Raw genomic sequence first — 14,731 nt, 5'->3', positions numbered from 1 at the left:
TGTCAACTTTTCACTTCGCTCATTCCATGAAATTGTCGGCCATCTGTTACTGCTTCTACATAACCTTTACGAATCGTGAAATCACCGAAATGTTCACCATCGAAACGTTCTTTTGCATACTCAGAAAAAATCGGTGCAAGGATACTCAAAATTTCTTCTTCACCAATATTTTCTTTATAGATTTTGTTTAAGCGCTGTCCTTTAAAATCGCCGCCCAAGTATAAATTATATTTGCCAGGTCCTTTTCCGATAAAGCCGATCTCACCCATTGCTGCACGTGAACAGCCGTTTGGGCATCCTGACATACGAATACCGATTTCGGTTTCACGCAGCCCGTTATCCGCCAGTATTTCATCAATTTTTGTAATTAATGAAGGCAAATAACGCTCCGCCTCTGCCATTGCCAAGCCGCATGTCGGTAATGAGACACAGGCAATTGAATTGCGGCGCAGTGCTGAGTAATGTGCACCGTCCGTAATGTTGTAAGCTTTTAACAACTTATCAATGACTGCTTTTTTCTGTGGTGTTACATCCGCGATTAAAAGATTCTGGTTTGGTGTTAAACGGAAAACCCCTGTATGCACTTTCGCAATTTCACGCAAGCCTGTTTTTAACTGATAATCCTCAAAATCTTTAATGCGCCCGTTTTGGATAAATAATGTAAAATGCCATTTTCCATTTTTTCCTTTTATCCAACCGTACTCATCTCCTGTACGATTGAATGTGTACGGTCTTACTTCTTCTAGCTCCCACCCTAAACGGTGTTGCAGCTCTTGTTTAATAAAATCCAATCCTTTTGTATCTACTGTATATTTAAAGCGGGCTTTTTTACGTTCCGCTCGATTTCCGTAGTCGCGTTGGATTGTTAAAATTTTCTCGGCTGTTTCAAGCAGTCGTTCTTTTGGAATATAACCGATTAAACGTCCTAATTGCGGATATGTTTCTTTATCACCATGTGTCATACCCATCCCGCCGCCTACCGCGACATTAAAGCCTAGCAGCTCGTCATTTTCGACAATGGCAATAAAACCAATATCCTGTGAAAATACATCAATATCATTGCTCGGTGGAACGGCAATACCAATTTTAAATTTACGTGGTAAATACAGGGCACCGTAAATCGGCTCTATTTCTGTATCTTGTGTTCCATCGTAAACTTTTTCCCCATCGAGCCATAGTTCATGATATGCACGTGTACGAGGCAGTAAATGTTCACTTAATCTCGCCGACCAATTATACACTTCTTCATGAAATGCCGATTGATTCGGGTTAACATTACACATCACATTCCGGTTTACGTCACCGCAAGCTGCGATACAGTCAAGAAGTGCTTCATGGATTTCTGACATATACTTTTTGACATTCCATTTTAAAATGCCATGCACCTGGAATGCCTGACGAGTCGTTAATTTTAGTGACCCATTCCCGTACTTTTCCGCCATTTCATCCATTACAAGCCACTGTTCCGGTGTTGCCGCGCCTCCTGGTGTTCGGACACGTGCCATAAATTGGTAGGCTGGCTCCAGCTTTTGCCGTTCACGTTCTGTACGCAGATCCCGATCATCCTGCAAATAGCTGCCATGAAATTTCATGAGACGGTTATCATCATCCGGAATTCCAGAACTAATTGGATACTGCATTGTTTTTTCTAAAGTCCCTCGCAAATAATTACTTTCGTCTTTAATACGTTCAACATCATTCGGTTTACCCGGCTGTTGGGGAAGTACGATTTTCTGACTCATATGCCTATCTCCTATCTCTGTTAAAATTAACGGTCAATAACTGCTAAATTGTTTAATAAACGTCTCGCTGATAACGTTTTTGACTTTTAAGCTCATTAAAAAATAATGAAACTTCTTCATCTGTTTTGCCGCCTTGTTCTGCAACAATTTGGCGCAATGTTTGATCCACATCATGTGCCATATATTTCTCATCACCACATACATAGATAACCGCACCATTGTTGATCCATCTATATACTTCTGCAGCATTTTCGAGCAGGCGATGCTGTACATATACTTTCTGTTCTGTATCACGTGAAAAGGCTACAGATAAATTCGTTAATATCCCATCTTTGAGCCAGCGCTGCAGTTCAGTTTGATACAGGAAATCTGTAACAAAATGCTGGTCACCGAAAAACAGCCATGCATTGCTTTCAATTCCTCCCTCAGCACGTTCTTCCAAAAATGAACGGTACGGCGCAATGCCTGTGCCGGCACCAATCATAATAATTGGTGTTGTTGTATCTTCAGGCAGACGGAAATTCGGGTTTTTATGAATATAAACCGGAACCTTATCCCCGATTTCAATTCGCTCTGCCACTTGTCCCGATACAACCCCTATGCGATCACGCTCATCTACTTCATAAAAAACTTTACCGATTGTTAAATGCACTTCTTCTTCATTCGCCTTTTGGCTGCTTGCAATTGAATAGAGACGTACCGGATTTTTACGTAGTTGATCAACAAATTGTTGGGCAGTCCAGTTGAACGGTCCAAATGTTTGCACAACATCCAGCAGGTCGCGTCCATAAATATATTCTTTCAACTTCACATCATCTTCCAACAACTTCTTAAGCTTTTCATCCGTTGAAAAGACAGCAAGCTTTTGTAGTAATGGTTTTGTCAGTACAGTAATTTCGAAATGGGAAATGAGCGCTTCACTTAATGTATTAGACTGGTTTTTCACAGATACTATTTCCGAACCTTCAAACCCAAGTGATAATAGTAATGCAGTTACTAAGTTTGCATCATTTTCCGGTAGAATGCCGACACTGTCACCCGGTTCATAAGTTAAACCGGATCCTTCCAATGAAAGCTCCAAATGCTGCGTTTGCTTATTCGATCCGCGGCCATTTAAATTGATGCTTTCCAGAACTTCCGCATAAAAGGGATTATTTTTGTTGTATACGGATTCTTCAGATGCACTTACCGCAACCGGAGACTTTTGTAATTCCGGCAGTTTGTTCGGCGTATTTTGTGCCAGTGCTTCTACGACGCTCCCGATCCACTCTGATGCAAGATCATCAAAATCCAAATCACAATCAAAGCGGGGAACTAAACGCTTTCCGCCCAATTTTTCTAATTGTTCATCAAAATCAATTCCTGTTTTACAGAAAAATTCATACGAGCTATCGCCTAACGATAATACAGAGAAAGATACATCCTCCAGTTTCGGCGCACGTTTACCATATAGGAAACTATGGAAAGAGATGGCATTATCTGGTGGATCGCCCTCACCATGTGTACTTGTAATGACGAAAATATTTTTCTGTTTTTTCAGACTATTCACCTTAAAATCGGACATTGCAGACAGAGAGACTTCGACTCCCTGTGATTCTAAAGCCGTTTTCAATTTTTTTGCGACACTTTGTGCATTGCCTGTTTGGGAACCGTATAAAATGGTTGCCTCCTGTTTGACTGCTTCCAGTACTGCAACGGTTTGCCCTTGTTCAGTAACCGTTACTTCAAGCGGCTGACTGGAATCTCCAATTGTTTGTATTGCGCTTAAATAACCGTTCAACCAAACTTTTTGATAGTCCGTTAATGTTGGATAAAGCTCATTGATTAATTTTGTCTGTGCCTCGGAAAATGGGCTATTATGCAGATTTAACGTCAAAACTTCCACCTCGCGAATCTTGTTTTATTTCAATCTTATTTTTTCGTTTTTTTCAATTTGTACAACATGACCGTCCTGAATAACTAAAGTAACTGTTCCATATTTAACGGATGCAACCGTATCTTTAATTTTCTCAATTGTTTGGGTAAGATCATTTGATTTTGTCATTATTAAATGCCTCCTAATTTTCAGATAACCTCTTTCACTCTTTCCAGCAAAACATTCCGTACTTTTTCGTTATAGCCTAAATGGTTGCATAAAATAACGGAAGCTGGATCAAGGTCAAGCGCCAGTATTTTCTTTTCGATTCCTACACTTAAAAGTCCTGAAAACAATAAATAAGGTACAATAAAAACTTGCTTTATCTGCTTGGTTTTCAGTTCAACTAATGTCTGTTCAAAAGAATGACCTGCACCATACAAAAAACAAGATTTCACTTCCCGGAAGCCATAAGTTGCCTTTAGCTGTTCACTGATTATCGCCATATCTCTTACAACGGCATTGTCGCTGCTTCCTCTGCCTATCAATATAACTTCTGCATCTGCATTAATCGGCACCTGTTGTTCTTCAATTCTTTCAAAAACTGTCTCAATTAAAGATGAATGAATTCCTAAAGGACGTCCGATTGTAAACTTCAAATGCGGAAAACGTTCTTTTGCAATTTTTATTTCAGCAGGTATATCTTTATTAGCATGCTGGGCAGTTAATAATAAAATCGGGACAACCGATATATGTGTTGCACCTTGATTGACACAATTTGCAATGCCTTCAACAATATTCGGCTCGACCAGTTCCAAAAAGGCGGTTTCCTGAATTTCAGCTTCTACAAAAGACTTTGTTATTTCAATAAACCGTATCGCTTCATCAACACCTTTTTTCAAGCGTGTGCCGTGTCCTACATACAAAATTGCCTTCATTAGAATCACCTGCTTCCTGCTTTACACAATTTTTTCCTTCAATCTTTTATCCTGTTGTACGGTTTGCTCATACCATGCTATTTTTTCCCGTAATGCTACGACTTCACCCACGATAATAATGCTTGGGTTTTTTACGTCGTTTGCTCTGGCAATATCAACAATCGTACCAAGTGTGCCAGTTATCGTCTGCTGTTGTTCGAAAGTTCCCATATGTACTAATGCAACGGGTGTTGATGCGTCACGTCCATACGTTAAAAGTTGCCGGCAAATATAAGGTAAATTACCTACCCCCATATAAATAGCAAGTGTATCAATACCCTTTGCCAAACTTTCCCATTGGATGGAATCGTCCTTTCCTTCACGCATATGTCCTGTGACAATCGCAAAACTGGAGCCCAATTCACGATGCGTAACCGGGATACCTGCATAGGCGGGTGCCGCAATGCCAGATGTAATTCCCGGCACGATTTCAAAAGGTATGCCATTTTCCGCTAATACTTCCGCTTCTTCAGCACCACGACCAAAAACAAATGGATCGCCGCCTTTTAATCGGGTCACCGTTTTACCTTGCAAAGCATGATGAACTAATGAAAGATTAATATTTTCCTGAATCATTGCATGACGGTTCGGCAATTTGCCGCAAAAGATTAACTGTGCCCCACGCTTTGCATAAGAAAGCAGCTCATTGTTAATTAATCGGTCATACAAAATTACGTCTGCTTCCTGTATACAACGCAAACCTTTTACGGTGATTAAATCGACATCACCAGGTCCTGCACCAACAATATATACTTTCCCCATTAAGTTACTCTCCTTTATAAAAACAAAAGTCCAAATATTTGTATAATAAATCATATGATACATGGAAATTTTCTACAAATCAATAATACCAAGTAAAAAAATATGAATAATTAGATTAATAGTACAAACTTATTATTTTTGAATTGCACTAATAGTCTCTCATAAAAATAAGCTAAACAAATTCGTTTAGCCCATTTTTATGTTACACAACTTTATAGCGACCAAGCAGCTTGCGTCCTGCATATGCGAAAATCCGGTCCATAATAAAGCCCATTAACCCAAGAACGACAAGCCCTACAAAAATCCAGTCTGTTTTAAAGTACAGTCGTGCATTCCAGATCATAAAACCGATCCCTTCATTTGCAGCGACCATTTCCGCACCGACAATCGCCATGAACGATGAACCCATTGCAAGCTTTGCACCTGTGAAGATGTACGGGATTGTTGCCGGAATAACGACATAAATAAGCGTTTGGAATTTCGAAGCCCCCATACTTTTAGCAGATAATAATTTATCATTCGAAATAGATAGGACCCCTGTTAATGTATTAATCGTAATGACAAAAAATGTTGCATAAACAATTAAAAATACTTTTGACTGTTCGCCAATCCCAAACCACAGCATAAATAGTGTAATGAATGCAAGCGGCGGGATGAAACGTACAAAGTTAATAACCGGTTCAAATAGTGCCCGCACAAACTTATTCGTTCCTATAAGCAAGCCAAATGGTACAGCAATTAAGAGTCCGAGTGTCCATCCTGCCAGCACCCGTAAAAAACTGTATCCCATATAGAGAAACAACGTCCCATCACTGGCAATTTCAATTGCCCCGATTAAAGTTAAATATGGGCTTGGCAAAAACATCGGTTCAGAAAACATTGAAGCAATTTGCCATACGAGCAGAATAAATAACCAGCCGATAATACCGGACTGTAAAATCAATTTACCGATTCGGCTTTTCTTTTTTACCTTTACGACAGGTGCCACTTGCTGTCCTTTTTTTAGTTCAATCGTCGTCATAAGCTGCCTCCCTTAATTCTAAACAAAAGTTTTATTAAATCGTGAAGTCCTCAAAATGTGTCTGAACTTGCTTATAATGGTTGTTGAAATCGACACTTGTTATATCTCGAGGATAAGGCAGGTTTACATCATAAGTCGTTTCGATTCGTGAATTCGGACCGACAGACATAATACCAATCTTCTGACCTAAAAGAATCGCTTCCTGAATGTCATGTGTCACAAAGATAACGGTTTTATTTGTTTCTTTCCAAATTCGAATGAGCTCATTTTGCATTGTTCGTCGTGTCATCGCATCAAGTGCCCCAAACGGCTCATCCATTAATAAGATTTCCGGCTCATTTGCCAAAACACGGGCAAGCTGTACACGCTGCTTCATCCCGCCCGACAGATTATCAGGAAACTTTTTCGCATGGCCAAGTAAACCCGTTAGCTTTATGAAAGTATTGGCTACCTTTTTTCGTTCTTCTGCAGGCACCTTCTTCATTTTTAAGCCAAATGAAATATTCTCCTCAACTGTTAACCAAGGGAACAATGCTGAATCCGCTGACTGAAAAACGAAACCACGTCCATCTCGGTTTTCTTCACGAGAAGTCACAATTTGCAATTCGCCAACTGACATATCCAAAAATCCTGCAATAATATTCAGCAATGTCGATTTACCGCAGCCACTTGGTCCGAGAAGTACATAAAACTCGCCCTTCTTTATCGATAAATCTACATTTTTTAATACATATGTCGGATTTTCAATATCTGTTTTAAACGTTTTGGCACCATTTTTAATTACAATTGCTTCTTCTGTTATCGTATTCAGCATTGCCTTTTCCCCCTTAGTTAGTAAGTTACTTTGTCTTTCAATACTTGCTTCGCCGGATCTAGATACAGCTTTTCATCCAAATCAAAATCTTCATCCAAAATACCGCGCTCCAGCAAATACTCTTTCATGTTGGATAAATGTGTATAATCTTCCTTCGTAAAACCGAGCGTATAGTTCACTCGTTTTAAATCAAGCATTATATCTTCTTTTGCGATTTTCAACTCTTTATAGCCGATGTCAGCAGTACCTTCCGGATTCCCCTTTACATATTCAACTCCTTGTTCAATGCCTTCAAGGAACTTCCCGATTTCTTCTGAATTTGCTTCTGCAAATTTACGGTCCACAATTAAATAGCTCGATACACTTAAATCAGGTACAGTACTCAATCGGTCGATTTCATGCACACCATCAATATTCTTGAATTTCTCTATTAAAGCACCCGTTCCAATAACGACATCGATATCCCCTTTTTTCATTCCGACGATAGCTTCATCAGGTGTACTGTATGGTACATATTTAATGTCGTCCTCGCTAATACTGTAGTGCTCTAAATATTTAGCCCATTGGTATTCAGATACCGTTCCTTTTGCAACACCGATTTTTTTACCTTTAATATCCGTCGGTACTTCTATGCCCTTTACTGCCAAAATTTCCGACAGACTGACAGAGTTGAAGTGCTCATCGCTCCCTGTCAATGAAGAAACGACTACGAAATCACCTTTACCAAGTGAGTTCAGTAATGCATAATCTGCTGCCAATCCTGTATCTGCCTGCTTTGTCAAAACAGCGTTCACAGTATCGATTCCGTAGGCAAAATTGGAAAGCTCTACATTCAATTCTCTATCCGAAAAATAACTGTTATTCGCAGCTGCCCGAATTTGGAATGAACCCCCTGCTGCTGTATCAATCGCTGCCCGAATTGTATTGCCGCCAGCATTGGCTGAATTTGCATTATTACCGCATGCCCCCAATATAAGCGCCGTTATTAATAAGAGCAGTAGATGTATTGATTCTTTTAATTTCATATTTTCACTCTTTCCATTAGCAAACTATTTTTATTTTTATACTAGGAATTATTTCAGAGAATTTATGTTGTAATTTTCTTCGCCACTGTCTCATCATAACGCGCAACGCAAAGGGCTCCTTCTCCATAAGAAAAAGCTTCTTTAATTTCAGCAACAGAATGTGCACCGCCTTCTGCCGCATTCGGCACTCGGAAATCTTTCACATCAATCGGCTTAATCTCAACTTCAACCGGTGTTTCCAATTGAGGTACCCAGTTGTATGGAACACGGTATGCGCGGTAAACCATATTTGACCCTCGTTCATTTTTATAGGCAGAAATATATTCCCATACAATTTCATGGTCTGCCGTTACTTCAAAAATACGTCCATTCGAGCCTTCTGTAATTAGCGTATTGCCATTTTCCAAACGCTGTGCCGAACTTATATAAGGACTGTAGAATTTATAGGAATCCGTTGGTACCGAAAACTTCGCTTCAAGTCCAGTATATTGCCATACAATTTCAAGTGTAATCGGATCGATTTCCAAAATGCGGGAATGATCGCGGATGGCTACTTTATTACCGTCAACCGAGTTTGGATTCGGTGCGCCGTATCCTCCCCAGCCTCCGTTGTCAAATACTAAAACATTGCCCTCACCTGGCAAACCTTTTGGGATGATATGTGCATGATGCTGTCCGATAATCCATCCTAAATGTTTTGTCTCCGGTGTGTCATAATCCGGTCCAAGTTGCCATACGATTTTCCCTGTTTCTTTGCTTGTAATCGCGATAATATTTGCCTCACGCGCATCCCATATAATATTGTCCGGATGGAAACGCTCATCACCATTATCATAATGGCGATTCGGACCAACTAATGAAATGGAATTAATGTGAAGCCAGTCGCCTGAATGATTACCGAAGAAACGTCGATTCGGTTCTTCATAAATCGCCTTTTTTGCTTCCTCACTAAAGTTAAGCTCATCGAAATGCTCATGTGCGTTCCATTCCCATACGATATTGCCTTCCCAATCGACCTCAATAAATGCATCATCCAATAATGGGTGTTTGGAGATTTTTTCGTTCGCTACATCACGGTGAACTAAAATCAATGTATTTCCACCTGTTGTTTGCGGCTCCTGACCTGGTGCCGGATAACCTACAGGGCTGCCAGTACGCTGATAGTCGTGGTGTGCACGTGCAACCCATCTTGCCTCATGACCCGGATCTTCAATAAACTGATGCTTATCAAATTTCCATACAACATTACCTTCAAAATCAATTTGTACTAAATCGCCCTCATCTTGGAAACCATACTGTGGATCACGATTAAACGTGTGCCCAAGTACAAAACCACCTGGAAATACTTTGTTCGGGAAGCCGCGTAGCCCTTTCCATAAATGAACTTCTTTCCCGTTCATATCAATCAGTAATGCCCCTTCATTTGCTGCCTGAAAAATTGTATAACCGCTTGCCGCCTTTTCAGGATTGTAAACTGTTGCCCCTGTCGGATGAATTGTTGGATTTCCCATATATACCGCTCCCTTTTCATTATTTTTTCAAGTTAACCGTGTATTTTATGTCTTAATAAATTACCATTCAATAGTTATCAATTGCTTGCTTTGTTTAAATTCCATTCCTCCTTCCAAGACAACCTTTTAACAAAGGTTAAAAAGAAAAGGCACTAAAAATACAGCCTCCTCCAATGTGTTTGGTGAGAGTAATGTATTTTTAGCGCCTTTAGTTGTCTAATCAGCACTTTATTAAATTATTTTTTAAAGTAGAAGTTCACTTACTCAATCCCTAGTAAACTACTTAACTTTAAAAGTATTAACAGTATCGTACCGATTTAATTCTTATTCGTCAAGTAGGTTTTTAAAATAATTTAAAATTTTCGGAAAACTAACAAGAAAACGCTAAACTTATATAATCGAGTTTAGCGATTTTTCTCAGTTTTCATGCTTCTGTTTTCTTGCTACAAAAACAAGCATGATAAGCATGAACATGGTCATTACAAAAAATGCAATAGCATCCCAAAACGCTGCAGGATCACCTGCTCCGAGAAGGTTCATATAAATAGTAGCGTAAGTATAATAAAGCTGTGGTACTAAATACATCACTGCCAAAATTAACGTTAAAACAACTCCAACTATGTAGAATACACTATACAGGCGAATCAAATTCCATTCATTTTGAAATATTTCTTTATAATTTTCTCCATCTTTTCGTTGTTTTTTAAATAAGGAATTCAAATAGATTTTGCCGTTTTCCATCAAGTTATAACAGCCTGTTATATTTTCCATAACATAATAAACATCTGTTTTCATATAGAAGCAGCATTGATAAATAAATTTAATGAAAATATCCAACACGATGATTCCAAGAATTCCTATAATACTCACATCCGGAAAAAGAAGCATTATACCGAATGAAAGGAAAAGAATGACCTGCTCAAAAGATATTCCGGCAAGATACAGGATATTTCTCTTTTTTGGATCGAGCTTCCAAGCTTGAGTGAGATCTGTTTCAAAAACTATAAATAGGAGCCGATTTCCAATGCTTAATTTAGCCGGCAAATCATGTGATCGAATAGCAAGAATATGTCCGAATTCATGAAGTAAAATTAATACTAAAGAAACTGATAGATACATAAGAATATTCAGCATCATAGAATCGAATAGGAATATATCTTTGTAATGAGGAAAAAGTTCCGGGTTCAGTATGAGAATGATGATGTTTGCAATGAGCAGCAGCAAGTAGATCTTGTTCATTGCTCCATTAAAAAATAAACGCCCCACCGATTGCGGAATCCATAAGAAACCACCCGAACGTGATGTGGATTTAGACTGCTCTTTTTTAACGAGCACACCATCCACTTCTTGAACAAGCCCTAACTCCAACAGCTGTTCAACAAAATCAACAATATCCACTTCTTCATCTGGATATGAATTTTTTAATGCATGTTCAATGGAAATGAGTTCCTCACCTTGTTCCAAACGTTTGATAGCATCAACACCAATCTCAGGCAATTCAAAGAAATCACCGGAAATCGGTTCTTCTACGATATAATGTTTTTTATCTTTCCGAATGGATAACGGATATAACGTTATTACGGATTGTAAGGATACCTTCAATATATAGCCTCCTCTTTAAATTAAAATAGGATGCTATAATTATAGCATCCTAAGTAAGTACTTACTTATCTTGGAATAAGGAAACACCAAAAGCAAGTAACTTTAATTTTATTAAGTTTACGAATTTTCATACTTCTTACCCCCTCTCAAGTTTGCTCCCTTACAGTAGGTTTTAGAAATGTTTACCCAATCAGGGTAGATCTGTTTAAATAATTTTACCATTTGAGGATCGAATTGGCTACCTTGTCCATCGATAATTCGTTGATATGCTACTTCAAATTCAAGTGCAGGACGATACGATCTGGATGAAGTCATTGCATCAAAAGCATCAGCTACCGCAGTAACTCTAGCTAAAAAAGGAATATTTTCTCCAGCAAGCCCGTCCGGATACCCTTTACCATCCCATCTTTCATGGTGATGAGTAATTACATCAATATTATCTGCAATACCTTCAACGTCCCGGATAGCTTCTGCTCCAACAACTGGGTGTGTCTTAATAATTTCAAATTCTTCATCCGTTAACTTCCCGGGTTTGGTTAAAATAGCATCCGGAATATTTACTTTTCCAATATCATGTAATAGACAGGCATAATAATAATTGTTTAATTCAGAAGGTTTAAATCTCCCTGTAGCCTCAGCCATATTCATTGCATATGCAGCAACCCGTTCACTATGTCCACGAGTATATGGGTCTTTCAGTTCCAGTGTAGCAATAACTCCTTTAACAATACCTTCCAACTGTTCATCATATGAATACTTCAACGCTTTGATATAATTTAATATTCGATGTAAAAGGATAAAGGCAATAAATGAACAAACCATCATAATGATAACCGGAAATAAAACAATAGGGCTCTGTATAAATAATCCTACCAAAGCATATTTAATGATCAAACCGAATGTTACATAATATGTAAATTTCTTATTTACAAAAATCGGTGAAAAGAGGATGAAAATAACTTCCACTAGATTTCCACTAGTGTATGCTAGTGAACTGTCTTTATAATATATAATATCTGAAATTAAATGAGTGGTAAAATACCCCAAAAATATTATATATTTCACGATTTTTATTTTGTTAATTTTAATTAAGTATATGGATAAAGGAATCATCCCAACTATAACTCCATATTTAAAATACATAAAATCATACCAAACAAGCTCATCGTGCCATGGAAATGCAGGAAAAAGATCATAGTATAATATATCATATACAAAAAATACTACAAAAAATAACCATAAAAATAGTTTTGTTGAATTCTTTTCTTCTTGTATAAATGTAGTTTTCTTCATTTTTTACCTCACAATTAAATTACCAATCAATAGACCTTATGTTCCACATATTATTATAACATGAGATTGGTAATTAGTTCTATATATCCATGATTTAAATTTCTCATTTTTTTGTTTTTTTACTCTTTTAACCAAAATATATTCACTTTGTACCTATAAGTTATAAAAATGAAAATTTATTTACTATTTTTTCAATAAGGCTATCTTAACAATATTCCTATATACCCTGCAACACAATTCCTAATTTCAATCATTTCTATTAACTTGGGTTCATTTAAAACTCTAATAATAACTAAACCAAAAGTCTCACTTCAATAAAACGGAATGTATCCCCTTAAAATAAAAAGACCTAACCTTAAATGTCGATTAGGTCTAATCTTATTGATTTAAATATTAAAACGGGTATTCTCGTGGGTCTGTCTGAACAGAAATCCATTTTGTCGTTGTAAATTCATGGATTGCCCATTCGCCGCCATATCGGCCTAAACCTGAAGCTTTCTCTCCTCCGAAGGCAACGATCGGTTCATCATTTACTCCCTGATCATTGACATGAATCATTCCTGTAATAATCTGTTTAGCCACTTCAACACCATGTTCTGTTGTTCCGGCATGAACGGCGCCGCTCAGCCCATAGTCACTGTCATTGGCAACGCGAATCGCCTCTTCTTCACTATCTACAACGATTACACCTACAGCAGGTCCGAATATTTCTTCCTGGGCTATCGGCATATCATTCGTAACATTCGTTAAAATAGTAGGAGCCAGTACATTACCTTTCACTTCCCCTTGAAGGGCGTATTCTGCTCCTTTTTCAATACTCTGGTCAATTAATCGTTGAATTCGGGCGATTTGTTTATTATTAATAAGCGGACCGACAACCACATCATCATTTTTTGGATCCCCGTATTTAATTTTGGATGCTCTATCCACAAATGCTTTTATAAACGTCTCGTATACCGGGCGTTCAACAACAATCCGATTCAGAGACATACAAATTTGTCCGCTGTTTAAAAATTTACCGAAAGCGGCAGAAGCAGCTGCTCTTTGAACATCAGCATCTTTCAAGACGAGCATGACATTGTTTCCGCCAAGTTCTAAAGCTACACGTTTTAAGTTTCTTCCGCATACCTCTCCAATATGGCGCCCTACCTCTGTAGAACCGGTAAAAGAAATGATTTGAGGAATAGGATGCTCAATAAATGCATCTTTAATTTCAGATGAGCTGCAAACTGTAACATTTAACAACCCTTTAGGAATGCCGGCCTCCTCAAAAATTTCAGCTAAAATAAGTCCACCTGAAATCATCGTCTGCAGATCCGGTTTAAGTACAACTCCATTCCCCGTTGCTAAAGCAGGAGCAAGGGAACGCATTGTTAAATGGAACGGGAAGTTAAATGGACTAATAATCCCCACTACCCCAGCCGGATTATGATATACTCGGTTCTCTTTCCCGGGAATAATGGATGGCATGATTTTCCCATGCATCCGGAGTGGGAACGTAGCCGCCTCTTTCATAATGCCGATCGCGCCACTAATTTCAATATTGGCTTTCGTATGGGAAGCACCATTTTCCTCCACTAAAATTTGCACGATTTCTTCTCTTTTTCGCTCTACAATTTGAGCAGCTTTTTCTATGATCGCTTGTCTTTGATAGGCATTGACCTGTTCCCATTCTTTTTGTGCTTCTTTGGCCGCTTGATACGCCTCATCTATGTCTTTTTCATTTGCCAACCGAATTTCCGCAATCGTTTCCTCGTTGTAAGGATTCTGGTCTACGTATACTCTTTCACTGTTTCCTTCTCTCCATTCTCCACCAATATACTGCTTATTCCATTTTTTATTCATCGGTATCATCCTTTCCAACGTTAAATGCCATAGAATTTCACTCAAAATGCCATACGTCTTACTTTAATGCGTGTACATATATCACTTAGTACCCTTGATTCGCCGTTTTATTACCATAAATATCGTTTTCTTATATTTTTCCTATAAAATCATTCTCTTCTACTTAAGCTTTTTGCCACGTTAGTATAAGTGAAAATCTTCACAATATACGTGAGTTACGGATGCATTTCCAAATTCGCATTGAAATTAACTGAAAAACATACTATTATAGCTAGCAATATGAT

General features: G+C 38.3%; 12 protein-coding genes. All 12 read right to left on the bottom strand.

All coding sequences use genetic code 11. The features are described 5' to 3' along the window. Nucleotides 1-2: 2 nt before the first annotated feature. Nucleotides 3-1,742: an assimilatory sulfite reductase (NADPH) hemoprotein subunit gene (gene cysI / locus ACQKN3_RS01050; RefSeq protein ID WP_427708779.1), complete on the bottom strand. Its 1,740-nt coding sequence runs from the start codon at nt 1,740-1,742 to the stop codon at nt 3-5. 52 nt (nt 1,743-1,794) lie between these two features. Next, nucleotides 1,795-3,618 carry an assimilatory sulfite reductase (NADPH) flavoprotein subunit gene (locus ACQKN3_RS01045; RefSeq protein WP_427708777.1) on the bottom strand — a complete coding sequence of 608 codons (1,824 nt, stop codon included), beginning with the start codon at nt 3,616-3,618 and terminating at the stop codon, nt 1,795-1,797. 24 nt (nt 3,619-3,642) lie between these two features. Further along, on the bottom strand, nt 3,643-3,786 hold the full coding sequence (locus tag ACQKN3_RS01040) for a YezD family protein (RefSeq protein WP_251686585.1): 144 nt from the start codon (nt 3,784-3,786) through the stop codon (nt 3,643-3,645). A 20-nt stretch (nt 3,787-3,806) separates the two neighbouring features. After that, nucleotides 3,807-4,535: a sirohydrochlorin chelatase gene (locus ACQKN3_RS01035; protein ID WP_427708775.1), complete on the bottom strand. Its 729-nt coding sequence runs from the start codon at nt 4,533-4,535 to the stop codon at nt 3,807-3,809. 21 nt (nt 4,536-4,556) lie between these two features. Further along, nucleotides 4,557-5,336 carry a uroporphyrinogen-III C-methyltransferase gene (gene cobA / locus ACQKN3_RS01030; protein WP_251686583.1) on the bottom strand — a complete coding sequence of 260 codons (780 nt, stop codon included), beginning with the start codon at nt 5,334-5,336 and terminating at the stop codon, nt 4,557-4,559. 202 nt (nt 5,337-5,538) lie between these two features. Further along, nucleotides 5,539-6,357, bottom strand: a complete 819-nt coding sequence (locus ACQKN3_RS01025; RefSeq protein ID WP_427708773.1) for an ABC transporter permease — start codon at nt 6,355-6,357, stop codon at nt 5,539-5,541. Nucleotides 6,358-6,391: 34 nt separating this feature from the next. Continuing rightward, nucleotides 6,392-7,171 (bottom strand): ABC transporter ATP-binding protein, encoded by a 780-nt coding sequence (locus tag ACQKN3_RS01020; protein ID WP_427708771.1) that lies wholly within the window; start codon nt 7,169-7,171, stop codon nt 6,392-6,394. Nucleotides 7,172-7,188: 17 nt separating this feature from the next. After that, the gene (locus ACQKN3_RS01015; RefSeq protein ID WP_427708769.1) at nt 7,189-8,196 is read right to left on the bottom strand and encodes an ABC transporter substrate-binding protein; all 1,008 of its coding nucleotides are present in this window, start codon (nt 8,194-8,196) and stop codon (nt 7,189-7,191) included. A 62-nt stretch (nt 8,197-8,258) separates the two neighbouring features. Then, nucleotides 8,259-9,707: an aryl-sulfate sulfotransferase gene (locus tag ACQKN3_RS01010; RefSeq protein WP_251686579.1), complete on the bottom strand. Its 1,449-nt coding sequence runs from the start codon at nt 9,705-9,707 to the stop codon at nt 8,259-8,261. A 417-nt stretch (nt 9,708-10,124) separates the two neighbouring features. Beyond that, nucleotides 10,125-11,309 (bottom strand): PqqD family protein, encoded by a 1,185-nt coding sequence (locus ACQKN3_RS01005; protein ID WP_427708767.1) that lies wholly within the window; start codon nt 11,307-11,309, stop codon nt 10,125-10,127. A 117-nt stretch (nt 11,310-11,426) separates the two neighbouring features. Next, on the bottom strand, nt 11,427-12,602 hold the full coding sequence (locus tag ACQKN3_RS01000) for an HD-GYP domain-containing protein (protein ID WP_251686577.1): 1,176 nt from the start codon (nt 12,600-12,602) through the stop codon (nt 11,427-11,429). A gap of 393 nt (nt 12,603-12,995) precedes the next feature. Further along, on the bottom strand, nt 12,996-14,447 hold the full coding sequence (locus ACQKN3_RS00995) for an aldehyde dehydrogenase family protein (protein ID WP_427708764.1): 1,452 nt from the start codon (nt 14,445-14,447) through the stop codon (nt 12,996-12,998). Between the last annotated feature and the right edge of the window lie 284 nt (nt 14,448-14,731).

It is taken from the genome of Solibacillus sp. NPDC093137, from assembly GCF_050280445.1.
GTDB classification, from domain to species: Bacteria; Bacillota; Bacilli; order Bacillales_A; family Planococcaceae; genus Solibacillus; species Solibacillus isronensis_B.
The sequence above is the reverse complement of the archived record's forward strand: the minus strand, read 5'-3'. Positions and strand labels throughout refer to the sequence as shown.

Bases quoted from the DNA above. Each gene is read 5' to 3' on its own strand.
- cysI (WP_427708779.1), bottom strand. From the start codon at position 1,742: ATGAGTCAGAAAATCGTACTTCCCCAACAGCCGGGTAAACCGAATGAT.
- ACQKN3_RS01040 (WP_251686585.1), bottom strand. From the start codon at position 3,786: ATGACAAAATCAAATGATCTTACCCAAACAATTGAGAAAATTAAAGAT.
- ACQKN3_RS01035 (WP_427708775.1), bottom strand. From the start codon at position 4,535: ATGAAGGCAATTTTGTATGTAGGACACGGCACACGCTTGAAAAAAGGT.
- cobA (WP_251686583.1), bottom strand. From the start codon at position 5,336: ATGGGGAAAGTATATATTGTTGGTGCAGGACCTGGTGATGTCGATTTA.
- ACQKN3_RS01025 (WP_427708773.1), bottom strand. From the start codon at position 6,357: ATGACGACGATTGAACTAAAAAAAGGACAGCAAGTGGCACCTGTCGTA.
- ACQKN3_RS01020 (WP_427708771.1), bottom strand. From the start codon at position 7,171: ATGCTGAATACGATAACAGAAGAAGCAATTGTAATTAAAAATGGTGCC.
- ACQKN3_RS01015 (WP_427708769.1), bottom strand. From the start codon at position 8,196: ATGAAATTAAAAGAATCAATACATCTACTGCTCTTATTAATAACGGCG.
- ACQKN3_RS01010 (WP_251686579.1), bottom strand. From the start codon at position 9,707: ATGGGAAATCCAACAATTCATCCGACAGGGGCAACAGTTTACAATCCT.
- ACQKN3_RS01000 (WP_251686577.1), bottom strand. From the start codon at position 12,602: ATGAAGAAAACTACATTTATACAAGAAGAAAAGAATTCAACAAAACTA.
- ACQKN3_RS00995 (WP_427708764.1), bottom strand. From the start codon at position 14,447: ATGAATAAAAAATGGAATAAGCAGTATATTGGTGGAGAATGGAGAGAA.